Origin of the sequence: Flavobacterium sp. MR2016-29 (assembly GCF_015350695.1) — a bacterium.
GTDB lineage: Bacteria > Bacteroidota > Bacteroidia > Flavobacteriales > Flavobacteriaceae > Flavobacterium.
In genome coordinates this window covers 643,006-665,999 of record NZ_JADKPU010000001.1, presented here as the reverse complement: position 1 = coordinate 665,999, position 22,994 = coordinate 643,006, and the positions used below count along the sequence as shown (strand labels likewise).

The window sequence follows — 22,994 nt, the reverse complement described above, 5'->3', positions numbered from 1 at the left end:
CAATTATGATACGGATTAAATGTACGGACTTTAAAAAAAATGCTATAGATGTTATATGTCTTCTCTATATACTTCTTTTTGTATATGCGTCGGTAACTAAATTATTAGATTTTGAGAACTTTCAAGTCCAGCTTGGACAGTCTCCCCTTTTAAGCGCATTTGCAGGGTGGGTATCGTGGCTGGTCCCGATTTTTGAATTGAAAATTGCATTATTGCTGGCGTTTCGAAGATTTCGAAATCTGGGCTTGCTTATGGCCCTTAGTCTTATGACAATGTTTACTGCCTATATTTATATTATTTTGAATTACAGCTCTTTTGTCCCTTGTTCCTGCGGAGGAATATTAGAGAAGATGAGCTGGCGTGTCCATCTGATTTTTAACATCATATTTGTCTGTTTAGCAGCTATTGGTTTTATCTTGAACTGCTCTTTTGAAAACAAAGTTAAAGGGGGTGAAAATCTTAAAACTTCCTTTGGAATCATTACAGTTTCACTAGTGCTTAGTAGTATGGCAATGATAATTTTATTTCGCTCTTCGGAAGATATTATGCATAATGAAAATCCGTTTATAAGACGTTATCCAAAGCATCCGATAACGCTGGATAAAAGCCTGGATTTACAATATAACTCCTATTATTTTGCGGGCTATTCCAAAAATAGAATGTATCTGGGGAATTCAAGTAATCCTCTCCATGTCTTATCGTTTAACGCAACCCTTGGAGATCGGAAAGATATCACAATAAGTTTTCCTCATAAAAACAAACGCTTTAGAATGGTCAGAATTGCAGTGCAGGAATCTCATTTTTATCTAATGGATGGGTCTGTGCCCTGCATCTTTAGAGGAAATATTTCGGATTGGAAAGTAAACCGGGAGCTGACCGGAAGCCCAAAGTTTACTTTGGCTGTACCTCTTGACAGCAGTACAATAGCCTTTAGATTTCACAAGGGAAAAAATGTCTCTCATATTTTGGGTGTCTTCCAATTCGGCAAACCATCCAAAATCGTTTATAATGATAAACTTTTGCACAAGCAGGTAGATGGTATTTTTGATACTGACGGAATATTGATGGGAAGTGAAGAAGGCAAAAAATTTGTTTACCTGTATTACTATAGAAATCAGTTTATAACAGCTGATAAGAATGCGAGTTTCGTAAGTGAGGGACATACCATAGATACTATATCCAAGGCTCAAATAACAGTGGCCCACCTTAAAGGCCGAAACGAGCGAAAAATGGCAAGTCCTCCTTTGGTTGTAAATGATCTTGCTGTTGCTTGGGGTGATCTTCTCTTTGTCAAATCTAAAATTCATGGGCGTTTTGAAAAGGAAAAATTGTGGGAACAGGCAGCTATTATTGATGTCTACAATTTTGAAAAAAACAAGTATCTGATGAGTTTCGCCATCTATGAAATTGGCAATAAAAAACTTCAATCGTTTTTTATAACACCAACACATTTATATGCTATAATCGGAAGTGAAGTCGTGGTTTATGAGCTTCGGGATATCCTCAAAAAAGAAATGAATACTATCAGAATATAAATGTATTCTGATAGCAAAGTATACTGGCCGGTATCAGGGCTTAGATCGAACACCTGTAGAAAATAGTAGATCAAGGTTTTAATTTAATATTTTGTATTATGAAAACTGTATTTTTTAAAAATGTGATGCCTTTTGCTGTTGCAGCATTGGGACTTTTGGGTGCTTTTGCAACAACTTCAATGCAAAGCGCAGCAAAGAGCAAGCCGTTTTTGACAGCTTATACTCTGAATTCAAGTGGAGATTGTAATATCCCGGTTGCATGTGGGGAAACACCAGGAAAAGTTTGCCGTTTAAACGGCGACACCGGACCTCAGGCTTACAGTCTAGATTCTCAGGGCGATTGTACTCAAATTGCTTTTAAACCTCAGAATCCTTAAGGTTTAAAGTGGGTCTTTTACTCTAAAAAGCCCTGCAGTTATTATTGAAATAACTGCAGGTTTTTTTTATGTCTTTTGTCTGTTTATTATTTTGTACCATCACTAATCCATGCCGACGTCAAATCATCTTTGAGAAAATAGTCGAACCACTGTTGCATACGGTTTGAGAGATCAATCTGGTTTGCAGGATTCATTAAATTATGGTCTTCTTTTGGATATAAAAGCATTATGCATTTTTTATTTAATCTTCGGAGTGCCAAGTAATACTTTAAACTTTGATCAGGGTTTACCGTCCCGTCTTCTTTTCCTGTCCACAAAAGCAGTGGCGTATTTACTTTTTCTGCATTTGAAAGTGGCGAATTTCTGTCATAGGGCAAGGGCGCCTCAAAAGGAGTTTTATTTATTCTCCATTGAACACCTTCATACCTCCACATATCTGATAGTCCTATAGCTTTTCCAATGCCAAAATATTGACTTTTGAGATCTGTTATTCCAGCCCCTGCAACAGCCGTTGCAAAGAGCTGTGTCTGGGTAATAATAAATGAAGTCTCATAGCCGCCCCAGGAATGACCTGTAAGACCAATTTTATCGGGGTTTATAAAACCAGAACTAACCGCTTTCTTTGTTGCGGCAATAACACAGTCGGCCGCTGAAATTCCAGTGTCTGCATTTTCATAGAGAATAATATCGGGCAATAGGACAAAGTAGCCCTGAGTTGTGTATACACTTGGATTAAACCCAATATCATCGTTAAGTGTTGGATTTACATAATGATGAAGATACATAGACTCCAATTCATAAATACTTACTATCATTGGATATTTTTTCTTCGGATCAAAATTGGCGGGATATAATAAAGCCCCTTTTAAATTTCGATTTTTTGAATTTTGATATTCAATGAGTTCAGACTTGCCCCAATAATATTTATCCTGTTGAGGATTGCTTCTAAAAAGTAGTTTGTTTTGTCCGGAATCTGTTTTGATTTTCAGTTGAGGAGATTGGTCAAATCTCTGCTGCTTATAGAAGAAGTTCTTCTTTTTATCGCCGTAAAATAATTGATCAATGAAACTGTCCTGAAAGACAATCGGCTTTTCGAGGAAATTATTTTTCCAAATAAAAAAACCTGTTTTTCCATCTTCGTTCTGTGCTCTTAAAAACAGCTCTTTTTCTAAATAAAAATTATCAATTACATAACTGTCATAAGTGAGTTTTAGTTCATTTTTATTTGGAAAAGCTGCAATGCGATATCTGATCTTTCTTTCCTTTCCATGGGTTAGCCTTCGGGCGAAACTGCCATCAGGTTTTACAGCCCAGATATCATATTGGTCATAGAGTAAAATTTCATTGTCATCATTGCTCCAGCCAGGATTTCCACACGCTGATTCTGCTCCTAGTACTTCTTCTTTTGCAATAAATGATGTACTTATTGTCTGGGTAATGTTTTTATGGGTATTGGTTTTTATATTGTAAACCCACCAATTATTTTCCCTGAAGTAAGCAATGTATTTTCCCTTTGGAGAAGGTATGATAAGCTTTATTTCACTCGGTTGTTTTTTTAGAAAAATGTTCTTTTTTAAAGTTTCAAGGTTTAAAATATAGTAATCCCGCGGACCAGATCTGGCAAATTGAGGCTCATATGCTTTTGGGTTGGATAAAATTGCATACTTATAATCACCCGACAGCATAATTTTAGGCAGTTCATTTGTTGTCAGACCAACAGCAGTATCAGCCTCAGGAAGCCAGAGGGCAATCAGGCGATTTTCAAAATGACCTTCTTTTTCATTATAGGGATAAATCCATTTGTCATTGGCATTCCATATCTCAGGCAGCGATTTTTTTTCTTTCTTACTTTGAATATTTTTAAAACAGAAAAATACTTTTTTAAGATCATCCGATATCGTAATCTTAAAGACTGGGTTATGAATGAAAACAGCTGTGGTGTCGGTTCCAGAAAGTTTGTCAGGGGTTAGCCTGAAAAGCTTTTGATTTTTCAGGATGTAATAATAAAGGGAGGTATTAATCTTCTGGTCAGAATTGGAAAAAAATGAAATAGATTTGCCTTCGTTCTGCCATGTAAAGGCAGTGAATTTATCTGTATTCCCCTTTAGAATATTTATGGTATTTTTTATTTTATTAAAATCTATAATTGACAGCCCGTATTGATTGTTACTTAATGTGCTATAAACCAGTTGCGCTCCGTGAGGGGCAAGAGAAAAATTATTTACATCCTGAATTTTTCTTTTGATCCCACCAAGAGGATTCGTAATAATAAGTTCGATTTTTGTCTGAATTATAAGCAAGTCATTCTCTTTGGAATACGCATAGTTGCTCACGTTTTCTATGATGTTATCAGTTCCTGCAGCCAGGTTTAGGATGTGCAATGTCGAATTAGTTAAACACACAAAAGCTTTTTTGGTAAAGCTGGCAACACCCCCTTTAGCAAAACTATACGTTTTGTTTTTGTCCTTATGAATTACAAACAATGTATCATTTCCGCTTTCATATTCCATTTTATAGGCTACCCACTGTTCATCAGAAGAAACTCTGTCTATTTCAAGTCTTCCCCAAAGATGGTAGTCAGGTGGCGTTAGTTGTTTTTTTTGCACCACCTGCCCCCATAGGGGACAGGTCACTAATGGCAAAATAAATAATAGAACTAAAAATAAAATTACTGTCGGGCAGACTGCTTTATGATTCCATGTTTTTGATGAAAAATTATTTGTTGACATGATTATACAATTTAATATCCCTGGTTTTGAGGCAATAGATTTGGATTGGCACTTAATTCGCTCTGAGGTAGTGGCAGTAATATATCTGTTGTATTCCAACCGATTTTTACAGCCGATAATTTCTGATCAATTTGATTCAGGCGCTTAAGATCAAAAAAGCGATGTCCATGTTCGGTAAAAAATTCCCATCTTCGTTCCTGTAAAACAGCTTTTAAAATTTCATCCTGAGTTTGCGCGTCCGTATTGCCTAGACCGGCCCGGTTTCGTATTTTATCTAAATCTTCTTTAGCTCCGATAAGATCGCCCAGATGTGCCCTGGCTTCGGACCTTATGAGATATTGTTCGGCAAGGCGAAAAACAATAGAATATTCTAAGGACTTAGCAGTTGGATTTTGCTCTTTGTATTTAAATGCGTGGTACCAGATAGTTGTACCATTAGTCACATTTTTGATCCAGTTAGTCTTTCTTTGATCCTGAGTACTGAATGTGTTTACCAGAGTATTACTTAAAGCTACTAATGGAGGTGGACCGGATTTAAAAATAAAAACCGTTGCTTCAAGAGTGTTTCTTCCGGCTGCTGCAGATTTGAGCTGCCAGATGGTTTCCTTGGATCCAATTAAAAATACGTTATTGGTATTGGCTTCCAAATTAAACAAAGTCGTTTGATTAAGGATGGAAGATGCCTCGTTTTCTGCCTGGGCATATAATTTACGATAGAGATAAACCCTGGCCAGTAATGTCTTTGCCACTAATCTGTTAGGACGAATTCTTTCCGTTGAGCTGTAATTATTTGGTAGCAACTCTATAGCTTTTGCTAAATCCTGCATTATATTTTGATAGAATTCTTCACTGGACATCCTGAGCGCTACACTATTTTTTTTATAATCGGTTTGTTTGATATAGGGGACTTCACCAAAGAGATTGGTAAGGTAAAAATGCAGCAACGCACGAATAAACAGTGCTTCTCCTTCTAATTGATTTATATTTTCAGCCGACAGTTTTGTGTTTGCCGTAACTCCTTCAATTATACTGTTTGCGGCATAAATTTGATTGTAGGTGCTGTTCCAGTATTCTGTTATAGTGGGAGTGGTAGCTAAAAGCTGATTGTTGTAAAAAGGAAGACTTGGATTGGTTGGGGTACCATAACAAACAATTTCATCGGTATAATTTCCAAGTTGATTTGATATTCCGGTGTTGGAACCTGTGAGGATTCCTTTATCCCTAATTTTAGAATAAATGTCCGTAAGTGCGGCAGTAGCTGTAGCATAATCTTCAAAAACGGTCGTGCTGGTGAGCTGTGATTTGGGCAGGTCAACCTCTACGAATGAATCACATGAATTCATGAAGAAAACTACCAAAGCAAGAGCTATGAAAAATTTGGTTTTAAGATATATTGTTTTCATTTTTTTTTAGTGTTAAAAAGTTAGCTGAACTCCGACAGTTATTACCTTAAGAGGAGGGAGGTAGCCACTGATTGTAAATTCAGGGTCGCCGTCTTTGTAATTTGTGAAAGTCAAAAGATTCTGCGCCTGCAACATCAATTTGCAATTAGTTTCTTTTAGACTAAGTGGCAAATCATAAGATAGTGCTATGTTTTTAAGGCGAACATAAGAAGCATCAACTACAGAAGCATCACTTTCACTATGTAGGTTATATGCCGTTACAGCAGCACTGTTTTCTCCAGTGGTATAAGTCTGATAAGGACCAGTATCTCCCGTTTGCTGCCAGCTGTTTACTGCACGGCTATTCTCATTGGACATCTGACCAGAGAATCCCATCCCATAAGTGCGGTTTTTTTGATTGACAAACTGAAATAAAAAGTCAAGCTTCCAATTTTTAAAACCAAGTTGATTTTGAAGCCCTCCATAGTATTTAGGATTCAGATCGGCTGTTAATTGGCGATCTTCAGGAAAAGATATTCTTCCGTCGTTGTTTAGGTCTTCAAATTCATATACTCCAGTTGATGAATTAATCCCCTTATACTTATAAAGCAGGGCAATATTTAATGGCTGTCCTATGCGATATTTTTGACTATATGTTGAACTTTCCAGTCCGGGAAAATCCAATAATTTATTTTTGGAAAACGTTAAATTAAAATTGGTTGTCCAGCTAAAATTTTTAGTTGAAAAATTTAAAGTTCTTAAAGTCAATTCCAGTCCTGTATTTTGGACGGTCGCATCCAAGTTAGATTGCAGCGAGGTAAAACCTGTAGTGCCAGGCAGGGGAATGCCGACAAGTTGATTGGAAGAGCGGTTTTGATACCACGCTAGTGTAGTAAAAATACGATCCTGCAAAAAGCCTAACTCTATTGCGGCTTCCAATTTTTTATTGGTTTCCCAACCGAAATCTGCATTGTAAAGTCTGGAAGGTTGTAATCCTATTATGCCATTATAACTGACCCCTGTGATGGAATAAGTGTTTAAAAACTGGTAATCCCCAATCTGATCATTACCTGTTGTTCCATAACTGGCACGTATTTTTCCGAAGCTTAGCCAGCTATTGTTTTTAAGGAAACTCGCATTTGAAAAAAGCCATGCAGCTCCAATGGCTCCGAAGTTTGCAAATTGATTACCGGAACCAAATCGGCTCGAACCATCCCGTCTTGCAGTAACGTTTAAAATATATTTTTGCTTCCAATTGTAATTTACTCTGCCAAAAAAGGCCTGATATTTATATTGGGTTTCATCATTAAGAAGTACCGTTACAATATTAGCTGCCCCTAAATTATAAATAAGACTGTTGGAGCTAAAACCTTTTCCCGATTGGTATAGTCGTGAGGTCGTCTGACTTTGAAACGTACTTCCTAAAAGGACGTCGAGCTTTCCATCACCAATATTTTTATTCCAGCTGATCTGAGGCTCAATGATCCATGAGGATCGGTCAGTATCATTTAGAAATATGGACGAATTAGCACTCGAGATATTGTACGCCGGATTAAAAACTGTGGAGGGAGCGGTTCTACTTTCTTTAGTGCTCAGATCGGTATATCCGAAATTCCCCTTGAGGATCAGATTAGGGATTATCTCATATGATAATACAGCATTAACTACCAAATCTTTTGTTTTGGATTCAAATTTGGCATTCAAATTTCTTAGGGGATTATCCCAGGTTCCATTTTCCCAGTTAAGATTTCCGTTAGCATCATAAAGTGCTGGAGCGTTGGGAGGAAGTGATCGGGCATCGTAGGTAAAATCGAATGCCGGCTGATCATTATCCTGGAGATTGTATCCTGCTGAAAAATTAAACTTAAATTTATTGTCCAGAGAATGATGGTTTATACTGAGCTGTGAGCCTCCTTTTTTATATAAGAAATCACCTGGAAATACTGTTGTCTCTGTATGATAGGAGCCGCTTAAAAGAAATTGAGTACTTTCTGACCCACCTGATACTGTTCCCTGAAGATCATTGATCTGAGAAGTACCACCAATAAGCTCTTTTTGCCAATCGGTGTAACGATTTTGATCCCAAGTGCCGTTAATATCATAATCCCATGAATTGTAATCTTGGAGTCCATCATTTACAAAAGCCTGCTTGCGCATAGCCAGATATTGCTCGGTATTCATAAGTTTCATAAACTTTGTTACAGTACCCGCTCCTGTTGAAGCAGTCAGATTGAAAGTTGTTTTTCCTGATTTTCCCTTTTTTGTGGTGATAAGTACCACACCATTTGCACCTCTTGAACCATAGATTGATGTAGCATCAGCATCTTTTAGTATTTCAAGGCTCTCAATTGAATCAGGGTTGATACTGTTTAAGGGACTGGTAACTGATGGATAGGTTGATGAGGTTTGATTGTAACCAATAGGGTCAGACGCATAAGGTACGCCATCGATAATGTATAGCGGCTGATTCGCATCAGGGCGCAGGCTGTTCTGTCCTCGGATTTTAATTTCGAATCCTCCCCCGGGAACACCTGTTGTTTGTGTTACACTTACCCCTGCCATTCGTCCTTGCATTGTAGCAAGAACATTTGTTACTGGCTGTGTTTCGATATCCTTGGATGTTATGCGAGCGATGCTTCCGGTGCGTTCGCTTTCTTTAACCGTATAATATCCAGCATTTACACGTACTTCCTGAAGTGTGGTGGTGGTGTAGTCAAGAACTATATCCACAACTGAGCGTCCTTGAATCGGAACCAGCTTAGTTTTAAAACCTATATATGAAACTGCAAGGGTATCATAGGGAGAGCAAATGACTGAGAACTGGCCGCTGTAATCTGAAATTACTGCATTGTTTTTTTTATTTTTTACAGCAATAGTTACACCGGGAAGTGGATCAATACCATCTGTGACAGTACCCTGAACCTTATGTAGTTGAAAGAAGAAATTACTTTGCCGAGCGTGGTTTTTGGCAAGTAGTGGGGGAAAGGACATAATAAAACCTAGAAAAATTAGGCAATAGAGAGCTCTTCCACCCTTGAAAAATGAAAAATTATTCATAATTTTGGGTTGGTTAAATGAAACTTTGGTTTTGTTTGCTAAGGTCCTCTACGCTAGTTTAGTCGCTGCAGTAGGGGGCCATTTTTTATCTATTAAGTAAACTGCTTAATAGACATAGATTAGGATTTTTTAGTACACAGGCAATGATAATTTAAAAAGGTTGAACTTGAGATGCGAAACTTTAAAAATAATAAGTGTACTTTGCTAAGAATAGTAAGAGAGTTTTGCGCATAAAAAAGGCGCGGAACTCAGCTTATCGTTTTCAAGGCACTGGCGGCACCCTACCACAAATAAGTGAGCCCACGCCATAAGACGTGAGCATCATACTTATCCTCTCGTGGTTAATAAAACGCCAGTTTTTGAAAACGAGATTCAAAGCGAATGCTTCAAATATTTTTTTTACATGAAGAATCGCAAAATTATTTAATTATAAGCTTAAAGCAAATAATAATGAATGTTAATTCAAATAATAAACAAATATAACAAAAAAAATTTATTTGTTATAAGTTCTTATAACATTTTTTTATTGAATTATCACGCCTTTTGTTTAAAAGCTTAGAGAGATGGAAAAACATAAGGAGGAAAAATTAAAAAAGTTCGGGTCACATATTAAAAAACTTCGAACAGATTTAAATTTAAGTCAGGATAATGTAGCCTTAAATAGTGATAAACTTATCAAAGCGACAATAAGTGATATTGAAAATGGTAAAAGAAATCTATCATTTACTACACTTTTAGATTTAGCAAAAGGATTAGGGAAACATCCAAGGGAATTATTAGACTTTGACATGGAAAAATAAGAACAAATATTTATCAATTTTTTTATCGCATATAAATTACATGTAAATTATTCTTGTATTTAAATTTTGGAATGGTATGGATTAGTTTTATTAATAATAGTTATCCACGTTGGATTTAACTAAAGATGAAAAGTATATGAATTCATGAGAAATTTAATCGAAAGCACAGTTGGAAAATCGAAGGTTAAAGTAAAAAATGCGATTTCATTTCTTTTTGGATAAGAAAGTGGGTAAATTGCTACTATTTCATTTATTAATTAAAAAGTTATTTATTGTAGTTCTGTAATTATGAAAAATATTTAAAAATAAAATTTTATTATAAATACCATTGGAATGTTTATTACTCACATTCATTAAAAAAAAAAGATAATTAGCTCTACCTTACATAAAAAAAGTGGTTTTATTGAAAGTTTTCTCGTTAAAGTCCAATGTTAATTTCTCACTAATTTTGCAGTACGAAAAAATTTAAAGATTTCAAATATTTAAATTAATCTATTTTTTTGGTGCTTCGGTAAGGTGGCTAGCTGTGTCCAATTACAACTTTCGTATTTTTTTATAACCGTTTTTATTGCAACTAAGCTCCCGTTTAATACAAATATTACCATTTATTCTCAAATATTACCATCATACCTATCGAGTCATGAATACTTCATAGCATAAAAAACACCGAATATTAAATAACTAATTATAAATATATTACGAAACAGTAAACAATAAAATGGATGCATTGTAGCTTTTTGTGTTTAAAGTATAATATAAAAATAATATATTTATAATCTAAATTCTGTTTTAGACAAAAATACTTCATTTTAAATTAAGATATTTTTCAGTTGATATATTTATCATTCTATCATATTTTAAAATATTTGTCTATAGTTTAAGAACTAAAAAGAATCTGTTATAATATAAATAAGAAATTAATAAAAGCTCCTTTACTTACTCGTATGGGAGTAATTTTTAGAACAATTTTAATAATGAATTTAAAAAATAAATTACCTAAAGGTTGGATAGATGCAAAATTGAGTGATATGGTTATTGATCCAAAATCAGATTTTGTAGATGGTCCTTTTGGTTCAAATTTAAAAGCAGATGAATATCAAGACAGTGGAATTCCTTTGTTTAGAATCCAAAATATCAAAGCAGGTTATTTTTTAGATAAAAATATAAAATATATTTCGAAAGAAAAGGCAGAAACAATCAAAAGACATTCTTTTAAACTTGGAGACATTATAATTACAAAGCTTGGTGAGCCGTTGGGATTATGCTGTAAAGTGCCAGCAAAATATCCGTTCGGTATTATAGTTGCTGATTTAATGAGAGTCAGGCCAAGTAGCGAGATAATAAATACTGATTATTTAGTCTATGCGATTAATAGTAAAATTATACAAGATCAATTTAAAAGTATTACAAAAGGTACTACAAGGTCTAGAGTTAATTTAACCATTGTTAGGGACATCATTATTCCAATTGCCCCTATTAACGAACAAAACAAAATTGTTTCTAAACTTGATGAGCTTTTTAGCGATATTGTTAAAGTAAAAGAAGAGTTGGATAAAGCTTTAATTGAATTAACAACTTTTAGAAAAGTGATATTAAAACATGCATTTGAAGGAAGGTTAACTGAAAAATGGAGAAAGAAACAGGAAAAAATAAATACATGTGATGAACTAATTAACGAAATTAATAAATGCAAAAGGATTGAATTTACAAATCAGATAAAAGAATATGATCTAGGGAATATTAAGATTAGGCCAAAAGAACCTTCTGATATAATACCGCAAAAAAAGGGATCTTCTCGAAATACGTCGTCAATTCCATTAAATTGGTTAAGAATATCCTTAAATGATCTTACATCTAAAATAACAGATGGTACTCATCACACCCCTGAATACGTTAAGGAAGGAATTCATTTTATTTCAGTAAAAGACATTTACGATGGAGAAGTGCATTTTAATAAAACAAAATTCATAACCAAAGAAACTCATGAAGAACTTATTAAAAGATGTAATCCAGAACCCAATGATGTATTAATAACAAAGAGTGGAACAATAGGTAGAATAGCTATTGTTCCTTATGAACCTAATTTTAGTTTATTTGTAAGTGTAGCGCTGATTAAACCTTTTAAAACTTTAATAAATAGTAAGTATTTAAAGTACATACTTCAAGACTATGTAAATTCCATTGATATAAAACAAGATATTAAGGGAGGTATAATAAAGAATTTCCATCTTGAAGATATTCGTAAAGTAAATATTCCATACTGTTCAACTAGCGAACAGTTAGAAATTGTCAATGAAATTGAGGACAAATTGTCTTTAGTTAATGAAATAGAAAAAAATGTTCAAATTGGTCTATTACAAGTTGATTCAATCAGGCGTAGCCTGCTTCAAAATGCTTTTGAAGGGAAATTAGTTAATCAAAATGATTCTGATGAACATGCAAAATTATTGATTGAAAAGATATATGAGTTACGAAGCATTTTTTTAAAAGAAGATAAAGACAAAAAAAAAACTAAAAATCTAGAATCAGTAAAAGTTAAGAAAATGGGAAAAACATTAAGAAATATTCTTGAAATATTACAAGATAATAACGAACCTATTTCTTCAAAAAATCTTTGGCAATCTTCTATCTATAAAGATGATATTGAAAAATTTTATGCTGAATTAAAAAAACATTTTGAAAAAGGGGAAATATCAGAAATACCGAGAGATGGAAAAGAATCATTTATAAAACTGGAAAAATAAAATGAGAATAGATAAAGTTTTTATAAAAAAGTTTAAAAATCTTATTGATTTTACGATTGACATAGATGAAACCCAATGGGAAAATGTTTTTATTGGTCAAAATGCTACTGGGAAGTCAAATTTTTTTGAAGCTCTAGTATTAATATTTAAAAATCTTGATTTAAAAAAGCAACCTCCTTTTGACTTTTCCATTACGTACACCTGCAAAGGAAAAAAAATCTTGATCAGTGCCACAGATAGTAAATATGAATTTGAAATTTGGGAAGATCTAAAGGATAATGTTTGGATTAATAATAAAACAATCCTTAAGACTGAATTTGATAGAAAAAAAGAAGAGTTACTTCCAAATCATGTTTTTATCTATTATTCAGGAACTAGCGATCGTTTGCAAAATGTTTATATCGAGCATCAACGGAATTATTATCTTGAAATAATTAAAGACGAATCAAAAGATAAAAGAATAGATTCTTTAAGAAGAATATTTTTAGTTCAGAATATACACTCTAAATTCGCAATTTTATCTTTTTTTATTTTTGGAAATCAAAAAGAAAAAGTTTTAAAGTTTTTGAAAGATGAATTAGATATAGTTGATTTGCATTCTTTATTACTAGTTTTAAAAAAACCTATATGGAGTAATTCTAGTTCAGATAAAGAAATGTTTTGGAACTCTACAGGATTAGTTAGAACCTTTCTTGAGCAGCTTTGGAGGTATTCTCTTGCACCAATTTACAATAAGGAGAGAACTCAAGTTGGTTACAAAAAAAATGAGGTTCAAGATAGATTATATTTATTTGTTGAAAATAAAGAAAAGATTGCAGAATTAGCAACAAAGCATTATGATACTGGTATTCAGTTTTTTAATGCGCTTGAGAGTACACATATTTCAGATTTAATTGATGATATTAAAGTTAAAGTTGAGAAAAAGAACTCTTCGGATAAAATTCCTTTTACTGAAATGAGTGAAGGGGAACAACAATTACTTACAGTACTTGGTATGCTAAGATTCTTAAAGGATAAAGAATCACTAATTTTACTTGATGAACCAGATACACATCTTAACCCATTATGGAAATGGAAGTACCTGGAATATTTTAGAGACTATGTAGGAAGAGATGAAACAACTCAGATACTTATAAGTACACATGATCCATTAGTTATAGGAGGTTTAGTAAAGGAACAAATTAGAATTTTTCGATCCGATAAAAATGGAAAGGTTACGGCTGAAACTCCAAATATTGATCCAATTGGTTTAGGTGTTGCAGGTATTTTGACTAGTGAATTATTTGGTCTTTCAACTACATTAGATAAGCCTACGCAAGAGTTATTAGATGAGAGAAATAATCTTATTTATAAGGAATCGATCGGCGAACTATCAGAAGATGATAAAGCTAGATTAAGAGAATTATTTATTGAAATAAATTCACTTGGATTTACATATACTTTTAAAGATCCTCTATATTCCAAATTCTTAGCAAATGTTAGTAATCTTAATGAATTTAAAATTAAAAAATTGACTCAAGAAGATATTCAAAAACAAAATAAATCGGCACTAAATATTTTAGAAAAACTTTTTAAAAAGGAAAAGGATGATTTACATAAATAATACATTGATTCCACCGAATGCAAAATGGTTGAAGAAAGCTAAAGACTTGACAGAATTAATGATTAAGGCTACAACCGATGCCGAAAGATATGAAATAATTGAAAAAAATCACAAAATTTGGAAGTCGCTTAAAGATGCTTTAAAAACGATGTCATACGGCAAATGTTGGTATTCAGAAGCAAGGGAATTATATTCGCATTATCATGTTGATCATTTTAGACCTAAAAAAAGGGCATTTGATATTAACAATATTGATCGTGGTGGCTATTGGTGGCTAGCTTTTGATTGGGAAAATTATAGACTAATGGGGAGTGTTGGAAATACAAAAAAGGGAGACTATTTTCCTGTAAAAAGACATAAGGCTTTAACTTATTTAGATCCAACAAAAGATGAAGTTTATTATTTGCTCGATCCTAGTAAAAAAGATGATGTGAAACTTTTGAATTTTGAAGAAACTGGAAAGGCAATCCCAACAGCAAATGAAAAATCTGCAAATTGGTCATATTTAAGGGCTAAAGAAACAATAGATTGGTATGACTTAAATTATGAAGACTTAAAGGAGGAAAGAAAAAGAATTTGGAGAACTACTGTTGATGAAATTCTTGAGACGCAATATTTATTAGATGAATTTGAAGTTAGCCAATCTGTAGTTACTGAAAGTGAAATACTTTCAAAATATGAGGCTTTTAGAAAATTAATTTCACCCTGTACAGAATTGTCAGCAACCTATAGAAGTTGTTTAAGAAGTTCTGGTTTTGATTGGGCACAAAGAATAATTGAAGAAAACATTGATGCAAGATTATATTGCAGGGAATACATTACTTAACAAAATTTACAATTTACAATATGTCGTCAAAAAATATAGCTCAGAAGATCTGGAATTACTGTGATACTTTGCGAGATGATGGTTTAGGTTATAATGATTACCTAGAGCAGTTAACCTATTTGTTATTTCTTAAAATGGCAGATGAAAATTCAAACAAATACAATCTTCCAGAAGTTTGTAACTGGAAGAGCTTAATAACAAATAGAGGCGGGCAACTTTTAGATCAGTATGAGAAAGTTTTGAAATCTTTAGCAGAATCGGGAGGTATGTTGGAAAAAATTTTTGCTGGAGCTCAGAATAAAATTCACGATTCTACAAAACTGAATAGACTTCTTCTATTAATAAATGAAGATAATTGGTCTTCAACCGAATCAGATGTTAAAGGAGAGATTTACGAAACATTACTTCAAAAAAATGCCGAGAATAGTGGTGCAGGTCAATATTTTACGCCTAGACCAGTTATTCAGGCTATGGTAGCTTGTATAAGACCTACTGCACAAGAAACTATAGCAGATCCTTCGTGCGGAACAGGAGGTTTTTTTCTGGGAGCATTAAATTACTTAGAAAATAATTATGATTTATCAGAGCAAGACAAAGAATTTTTAAAATTTAATACATTTCACGGATGGGAAATTGAAAAAGCAACAGCACGTTTATGTCTTATGAATTTGTATTTACATGGAATAGGAGATTTAAAAAAAACTCCCGACATTCAAGTCTCAGATAGTCTAAATCCACAAAAAATTGGTAAGCAAGTCCCAAAAGTGAAGATCGTTTTAGCAAATCCTCCATTCGGTAAAAGTAGTAGCGACATCCCTACAACTGATAAAAATCTTTCAGAAAAGGAAGGTTATTTTTTAAGAGAAGATTTTTGGGTAACAACAAGTAATAAACAGCTAGCATTTTTACAACATATTGTATCAATGCTAGAAGAAAATGGACGAGCAGCTGTGGTTTTACCAGACAATGTGCTATTTGAAGGTGGTGCTGGAGAATTAATTAGAAAAAGTCTATTAGAAAAGGTTAATCTCCATACTATACTAAGGTTACCAACAGGTATTTTTTATGCACAGGGTGTAAAATCAAATGTATTATTTTTTGATAAGGTAGATAGTTCAAAGGTCATCGCTACTGATGAAATATGGTATTACGATTATAGAACAAATATTAATCATACACCGAAAAAAAATCCATTGACTTATGAAAGTTTGAAAGATTTTGTTAATAAATATAATTCAGAAGATATTAGGAATAGAAATGAAACTTTTAGTAATAAGAATAAAGATGGAAGATGGAGAAAATTCACATATGACGAAATAATTTCAAGAGATAAGATAAATTTAGATATTACATGGCTTAAAGATGATAGTGAAATGGATCTTGATAATTTACCAGATCCAGAAGATATTCTTAATGGAATAATAGAGAATTTAGGTAACACGTTAGTTAATCTAAATGCTTTGAAAGAGTCGTTAAATTAAAAAGTACCGAGCTCGCACTACTGTCACAGTAGGAACAGGTATAAATACTTGGTGATTTGTAATCTACTTTATTTAAATTTGAAATTATGTAAATAAACTGAAGCTCTGCGGGATATTCAAATTTGGAATGATTGTTTAAGTTTTGGTTCGTACATTTAATAAAACATACAATGGTAACATTAATATTAGATACAAATATTTGGATATATTTAGCGAAAGGAGAACATCCTAAAGTTCTACAGAAATTAATTGAAAAACATAATAATAAGGAAATTCAGTTTTTAATTTCAAGTATTCAAATTGAGGAGTGGGATAGAAATAAAATTGGAATTATCGATCAAATTAAAGAAGCAATAATTTTCCAAATTCAAAATGCCCAAACTATATCAGGATACTTAGATGGGGACGAAAAAAAATTATTTAATAAGATACTCTCAGAGTTTAAAAATAAGAAAGAAAGTATATTAAATGCTGCAGATGATCGCTATAAAATCATTGAGGATTTAATTAAGAATAAATCTATTATTGCAGATGTTACAAGTGCAGAAAAAATTGAAGTCTCAAATTGGGCACTTCAAAAAAAAGCTCCATTTCATCGAAATAGTAATTCTTATGCGGATGCACTAATATTATTAAGTACATCAAATTATATACAAAATAACAGTTTACATAAGAGCCTTAGTTTTGGAGAAACAGATAAAATAATTATTTCTGACTCAGTTTTCATCACATACAATTCTGATGATTTTTCTTTAGGCATAAAAGGTTTGGAAAAAGATATTGTCCATCCAGATTTAAAACCAATTTTTGATAAAACGATGATGAGATTTGAAAGGAATATTGGTAAAATCTTAGATATTTCAGAAGAGTTAGAAGCCGAAATTGCTAGTTATTGGGGATATATTGATGATTTAATAGATTCGCATATTGAGTGGGAAGCCGAAATAATGAGAGGGAAATAATGAGAGGGAAATAATTCCTAGCACTTATATTTATCTTTTTAAAGCTTCTTAGTATAATAAAATTCAATTGCACATAATTACCATTTTCTATTATGATAATCAATAATCTAACTAGAGAAAATCATCTCTATCATTTAACAAATACTTTTCATGATGCTGAAGATATTATTATTATCAGTCCATTTATAACTTCTAATCCAGAACTTTTCTCGTTTGAAAATATCACAAGACTAGAAAAAGTTACATTCATCACTACACTAAACCCCTTTGATAAAGATCAATATTCTAAAATAGCTTATTTCAAATATTTATTTACTTTTTTCTAATCAAGGTCTATTGAGATGAAAATATTAATTGAAAGCACTTTACATGGTAAAAAATTCATTGCAAAATCTGATGAACTCGATTACAAAGCAATTATCACATCGGCAAACTTTACTAATAATGGACTTAGAATTAACAATGAATGGGGAATATTAATTTCAAATCTTAAACAAATTAAAGATGTAAAAAATGGAATAATTGCGAAAGTACAATTTAAGGAGTTAAACGAAGAATTAATTGAGCACCAGTTAAGACTAATTAAATCGAAATATTAGTGATTATGACAACAGCATCATTTAAAGATATTAAGAAAAAAATTGAATCAAATATTTATTCCGCTAGAGAATCAATTATTGTGTCAGTTGCTTGGTTTACTAGTAAAGATCTACTTGGGCAGTTAACTGACAAATTAGAGACTGGCTGTTCTATAGAAATTATCATAAGTGACCACTATGAAAATACAAGATTATCTTTCGAAAACTTTATAAATAAAGGTGGAAAAGTTTACATTTTATCAGCTAGAAGTGGTAAGTTTTTGCATGACAAATATGCAATATTTGACAATGCTAAATTGATTGATGGCTCCTATAACTGGACAAATTCTGCTGAATATTATAACCATGAATTTATTGTACAAAGTGAAGAAACACAACTAATAAAACAGTTTTTTATCCGTTTCAATAAATTAAAAGAAATTGTTATCCAATACGACCAAAGGGCCTTGTTGGCAAATGATGTTCTTTGTTCTGATACAAAAGAAAATGAATTCATAATTTTAGAAAACCAGTTGCATGATGAACTAATTTCGTCAATTGATCTTTCATTAAAAGCAGGTGCAAAAATTAACAAATCAATAATCCTTAACCAGATTTACGATTACGGAGCTATTGGTGCCTCAAATCGTCTAATAAAGGAGGGTACTGAGAAGTTACATTCGGGACTACTTAAAATGTTTGAAATAGATAGGCTAGATCTTACAATTGAAAGCATAATTCAGAAAGATAAGTATAAAGTTTTATTCAGTGAAGAAATATTAACAAAAGCAAGGCAACGTCTTGAAAAATTGAAATAAATTTAAAAACTATTTTAATAGCAATTTTATTGTGGTCCGATTTTCTATCAGTTTTATTTTCGCTTAAATTACCATTTTCGAAGCATTTCAATAATATTTAAAATCTAAATGGTTTTATGAGTCTACCATATTCCCAATATCTGTCAATAAATAAATTATCTTCTGTATTTGCAAATACTTCTGCTAGTTATAAGTTTTACTGGTTTTTGGCTATTCTTGAATTAGTAGAGGAGGGAAGCACTCAAATAGATAAGCAAAGGATATTCGCAAGAATGATAAGTAATTCTTGGTATACGGTTAATTATTTCCATATTTCTTTTGGTAAACAAGACCTTATTCAGGAAGCTGTTAAAGCGATTCTGAGAATTGAAAATCTTAAAATAAATGAAAATAGAAGTATAATAAATTCTGTGTTAGAAAATACTCAAGAGATTGAAACCCTTAAGCTATTAAATCACTTCGATAAAAATGTACCTCACTGGTTTATTTCTTCTTGGTTTTCTGGAAATCGTAGTGAAATTTATTTCCTTTCTCAGAATTTTGATCACGGATGTATTTACCGGTTAGATAAAGATTATATTGAGATAAATCCAATATGGATTAGCTATTTAAAAATGAATTCAAAAATACTTAAGGATTTTTGTTTTTGGAATTTGTCACTCTTTCTGCAAAAAAGAAATCCAAATGTTCCTGACATTCCAAATAAAATAAGTAAATCTTTAGCAAGGAATTCTTTGATAAAACAGACAAATGAATATTGGAAATTGGTCTTTAATGAATTGGGGACAATAGACTGCGTGTTCACCAATAACAGATTATTGTTTGATGAAAAAAAATATGCTTTGGATCATTTTGTACCTCATGCATTTGTTTCTCACGACTTAATTTGGAATCTAATTCCAATTGATAAAAAATTTAATTTATTTAAAAGCGATAAACTTCCGCCGTTAGATAGGTATTTTGATAAGTTTTATACTCTGCAAAAGACTGCTTTTGAAATAGTAAAAAGTTATAATTCTAAGAATAAATATTTAGAGGAATATCTTAGCATTTTTCCAGACTTAGATGGTGGTTTTAATTATTTGCGATACAAGGAAACTATTCAGCCGCTAATCACTATTGCAAGCAATAACGGTTTTTCATACATGAAAGATTAATGGTTGTGTCGCATCTGGGAATAACTTTTATCTTTAGAATTTTAAACCGATCAAAAGATGAATACTAAAGGTCATTGTTATCCAAAATACATAATTCTTCAGGCATTATATTTCAGGCTAAGATTTACACTTAGTTACCGGTATGTTGAAGAACTAATGAAGATTAGAGGAGTCATTATGGATCATGCCAGGATTCAGCGTTGGGTTTATAAGTTTGCACCTTTGCCTGAGGCAGAGATGAAGAAGAGAAAAGGCAGAGTGGGGGCGAGTTGGAGATTAGATGAGACCTATATCAAAGTAAAAGGTATTTGGTGTTATTTATATGAGTAGTAGATAAATTAGGCAATGCAGTTGACTTTCTTTTGACCAGAAAAGACAAAGAATGAGTGCTCAGTCATTTCTAATTAAAGCAATTGCTAATATTTACCGGCCTAGAGTAATAAACATTGATATAAGCGGTTCTAATTCCGCAGTGATCAAAGTATATAATAAACGTTCATTCTCAAAGATTAAATTCCGGCTGTGTAAATATCTCAAAAATATTGTAGAGCAGGATCATCGTTTTTTAAAGTGGCGTATGCAAAACGGATTAGGTTTTAAAAGTTTTGAATCGGCCAGTCGAACATTGAGCGGAATTGAAGTTGTGCAAATGTTGAGAAAGAATCAAATTGTTAGACCAGGGATAACTATGTTTAAATCATTTTGTAAATTGGCAGTTTAACTTTTAAATCATTTAAAAACTTAGATTTTATTCTGACAGATGCGACATAACCATAACTTTGCACAATTCTCCTTTTGATCATGAAAACATGGTAGAATGGGATATTTTTTGTGACAATGCAAATCCAGTTTATGGGTCAATGAGATTATCTGTAATTTTAAATAAATAACTTGGACTGATATAACCTTATCGCATAAAAACGGATTTCTATTAAATGTCTTTAAGTCAATATTTTAAAACTCTAAACCTTATTTCAAACATGGAAGATTGGCTTATAATACTAAATCAAGCGACAAATCTATTAGACATTAATGAAGATAAGTTTGAATCTATTGGTGGTAATGTACAATATCGATTACACTATGTCGATGCTGATCAAATTGTTGTAGATAGAGTAAATGGTGGTAATTACGCAAAAATTGGACGTCATGGTGCAGTAAATGCGATTAATAGATTAAAAGAAAGAGGAAGAATTTACAAAACCGATTTTATAAACAGTGTAATAAGGCAAACAACAATTGTTATGCTTCATCCAAATATTTTTTATGATAGCGATACTAAGGAAATCATCTGGAGAGAACCAGTAAATGGAATTGAATTAATTGAGAAAGTTATAGATGAGGCGGAAGATGATCAATTAGAAAAAATTCAAATTCAAATAAATAAACGAAGAAACCAATCTAAATTTAGATATAACATTCTCAATCTTTACAATAGTAAATGTGCAATTTCCAGTATAAATATTCCTGAAGTTTTAGATGCAGCGCACATAATTTCACATTCCGAAACCGGAATCAATAAGCAGAATAATGGAATTCTACTGCGAAACGATTTACATGTTTTATTTGACAAAAATTTAATTTTAATTAACCCATATACTCAGGAAGTTTTGATTGACGAAGCTTTGAGAGATTCACAGTATAATATATATCATAAAACTAAAATTGAATTACCCATTACAAATGAATATCTTTTAAAAAAATGGGAAAACATCAATATTTCGACTAAAGAATGCTTTCGATAATTTCCAGGTTATATTTGTTTCGACAGATTAGCACTAATAAATATCGGGAATGATTTGTGATTTTTAGTTATTTTTGAATACATACAGGCAAACTTGTTAAATCCAAATATGGATAGTATTGATAAATGTTTGTTTCGAATAAACAATTAATACCACTAATTTTATGAAATACAAGAGTTCAGAAAATATACAATTTGATCTTTTAGAAAATGGGCTTGATTTTGTCACTTCGGGGTTAGAACATATTTTAAAAGATCATTCTCCACATCAACTAAAGTATGCAATCCTACACTTGTCTGCCGGAACAGAACTTATATTAAAAGAGGTTCTTAAGAATGAACATTGGTCTTTAATTTTCGAAAACGCAAATTTTGCGAAATTTGAGCTTTTGAATACTGGTGAATTTAAAAGCGTTGATTTTGAAACTCTATTAATTAGGCTAGTTAATGTATGTGAGATAGAACTTTCCGAAAAAGAAAAATCAATTTTGCGACAGTTAAAAAAGCTTCGAAATAAAATTGAGCATTTCGAATTTAACGAAAATGTCCAAGCAATAAAATCGCTTTCCTCAAAAGTACTTTGTTTGATATTAAGTTTCATTAATAATAATTTTGATTTTAAATCTCTTTCATTAACATCCCAAGATTATTTGGAAAGATTAAGGGAGGCTTTAGCTAAATTTAAAGAGTTTGTTAATCTTAGAGCAGCTCAAATAAAATCGGAAATAGAATTGGCCCAAAGAGAATTTAAAATTGAAAGTTGTCCTCTTTGTCGACAGTCAGCTTTAGTCTTAAATGAACCCTTAGAATGTTTGTTTTGTGGGTATTCTGATGAACCTCAAAAAGTAGCAATACTTTATGCAGAAAATATTTTGGGTGAAAGTCATTATCTATGTATGACAGATGGTGGGGAATTTCCAGTAATTGATTGTATTCACTGCGATGAGATCGATACGTTTGTAGCAAAAGGGAGCGAAGGTTATGTCTGTTTTAATTGCTTTGAGACAAATCAAAATGATGACCTTAAAAGATGCAATGAATGTGGTCAAATTTTCGAAAGTGATATCAAGGACGGTCTTGATATCTGTGAGTATTGTGCTGAATATTTATTTAATAAATATGATTAAATTACTAGTAACGTGACATGATTGAGAATGATACTTATGGAATATAATTTTTATTCAAATTTTCTTATGGAGAA

General features: G+C 32.2%; 16 protein-coding genes and 1 pseudogene. 14 read left to right on the top strand and 3 right to left on the bottom strand.

The features are described from left to right. Positions 1 to 5 precede the first annotated feature (5 nt). Positions 6 to 1,535, top strand: coding sequence for a MauE/DoxX family redox-associated membrane protein (locus IR010_RS03005; RefSeq protein WP_194601441.1), 1,530 nt, complete (start codon positions 6 to 8; stop codon positions 1,533 to 1,535). 98 nt (positions 1,536 to 1,633) lie between these two features. Beyond that, positions 1,634 to 1,912: a hypothetical protein gene (locus IR010_RS03000; protein WP_194601438.1), complete on the top strand. Its 279-nt coding sequence runs from the start codon at positions 1,634 to 1,636 to the stop codon at positions 1,910 to 1,912. Positions 1,913 to 1,998: 86 nt separating this feature from the next. Here IR010_RS03000 and IR010_RS02995 read toward each other — a convergent pair whose 3' ends face one another. The 3 genes from IR010_RS02995 to IR010_RS02985 are packed head-to-tail and all read right to left on the bottom strand — an operon-like array spanning position 1,999 to position 9,080. Further along, complete coding sequence (locus IR010_RS02995) at positions 1,999 to 4,641, bottom strand: S9 family peptidase (RefSeq protein WP_194601434.1); 2,643 nt, start codon at positions 4,639 to 4,641, stop codon at positions 1,999 to 2,001. A gap of 11 nt (positions 4,642 to 4,652) precedes the next feature. Further along, positions 4,653 to 6,044 (bottom strand): RagB/SusD family nutrient uptake outer membrane protein, encoded by a 1,392-nt coding sequence (locus IR010_RS02990; protein WP_194601431.1) that lies wholly within the window; start codon positions 6,042 to 6,044, stop codon positions 4,653 to 4,655. 12 nt (positions 6,045 to 6,056) lie between these two features. Then, positions 6,057 to 9,080: a SusC/RagA family TonB-linked outer membrane protein gene (locus tag IR010_RS02985; protein WP_194601428.1), complete on the bottom strand. Its 3,024-nt coding sequence runs from the start codon at positions 9,078 to 9,080 to the stop codon at positions 6,057 to 6,059. Positions 9,081 to 9,643: 563 nt separating this feature from the next. Here IR010_RS02985 and IR010_RS02980 point away from each other — a divergent pair. From IR010_RS02980 to IR010_RS02925, 12 genes and pseudogenes are all read left to right on the top strand, one after another. Beyond that, positions 9,644 to 9,880, top strand: coding sequence for a helix-turn-helix domain-containing protein (locus tag IR010_RS02980; RefSeq protein ID WP_194601424.1), 237 nt, complete (start codon positions 9,644 to 9,646; stop codon positions 9,878 to 9,880). Between the two features lie 974 nt (positions 9,881 to 10,854). Next, positions 10,855 to 12,624 (top strand): restriction endonuclease subunit S, encoded by a 1,770-nt coding sequence (locus IR010_RS02975; protein ID WP_194601421.1) that lies wholly within the window; start codon positions 10,855 to 10,857, stop codon positions 12,622 to 12,624. A gap of 1 nt (position 12,625) precedes the next feature. Next, positions 12,626 to 14,227, top strand: coding sequence for an ATP-binding protein (locus IR010_RS02970; RefSeq protein ID WP_194601418.1), 1,602 nt, complete (start codon positions 12,626 to 12,628; stop codon positions 14,225 to 14,227). Further along, on the top strand, positions 14,211 to 15,053 hold the full coding sequence (locus IR010_RS02965; protein WP_194601415.1) for a hypothetical protein: 843 nt from the start codon (positions 14,211 to 14,213) through the stop codon (positions 15,051 to 15,053). The genes IR010_RS02970 and IR010_RS02965 overlap by 17 nt, the downstream gene beginning before the upstream one ends. A 20-nt stretch (positions 15,054 to 15,073) precedes the next feature. Continuing rightward, on the top strand, positions 15,074 to 16,534 hold the full coding sequence (locus IR010_RS02960) for a class I SAM-dependent DNA methyltransferase (RefSeq protein ID WP_194601413.1): 1,461 nt from the start codon (positions 15,074 to 15,076) through the stop codon (positions 16,532 to 16,534). Positions 16,535 to 16,704: 170 nt separating this feature from the next. Next, positions 16,705 to 17,496, top strand: coding sequence for a PIN domain-containing protein (locus IR010_RS02955; protein ID WP_194601411.1), 792 nt, complete (start codon positions 16,705 to 16,707; stop codon positions 17,494 to 17,496). Positions 17,497 to 17,837: 341 nt separating this feature from the next. Then, positions 17,838 to 18,095 carry a hypothetical protein gene (locus tag IR010_RS02950; RefSeq protein WP_194601409.1) on the top strand — a complete coding sequence of 86 codons (258 nt, stop codon included), beginning with the start codon at positions 17,838 to 17,840 and terminating at the stop codon, positions 18,093 to 18,095. 5 nt (positions 18,096 to 18,100) lie between these two features. Continuing rightward, the gene (locus IR010_RS02945) at positions 18,101 to 18,892 is read left to right on the top strand and encodes a phospholipase D-like domain-containing protein (RefSeq protein ID WP_194601407.1); all 792 of its coding nucleotides are present in this window, start codon (positions 18,101 to 18,103) and stop codon (positions 18,890 to 18,892) included. A 116-nt stretch (positions 18,893 to 19,008) separates the two neighbouring features. Then, positions 19,009 to 20,049 (top strand): HNH endonuclease domain-containing protein, encoded by a 1,041-nt coding sequence (locus IR010_RS02940; protein ID WP_194601405.1) that lies wholly within the window; start codon positions 19,009 to 19,011, stop codon positions 20,047 to 20,049. A gap of 373 nt (positions 20,050 to 20,422) precedes the next feature. Beyond that, positions 20,423 to 20,770 (top strand): annotated as a pseudogene (locus IR010_RS02935) (DDE-type integrase/transposase/recombinase); the annotation flags it as partial. Between the two features lie 214 nt (positions 20,771 to 20,984). After that, the gene (locus tag IR010_RS02930; RefSeq protein WP_194601403.1) at positions 20,985 to 21,794 is read left to right on the top strand and encodes an HNH endonuclease; all 810 of its coding nucleotides are present in this window, start codon (positions 20,985 to 20,987) and stop codon (positions 21,792 to 21,794) included. Between the two features lie 163 nt (positions 21,795 to 21,957). Further along, positions 21,958 to 22,920, top strand: coding sequence for a hypothetical protein (locus IR010_RS02925; protein WP_194601401.1), 963 nt, complete (start codon positions 21,958 to 21,960; stop codon positions 22,918 to 22,920). Positions 22,921 to 22,994 lie beyond the last annotated feature (74 nt).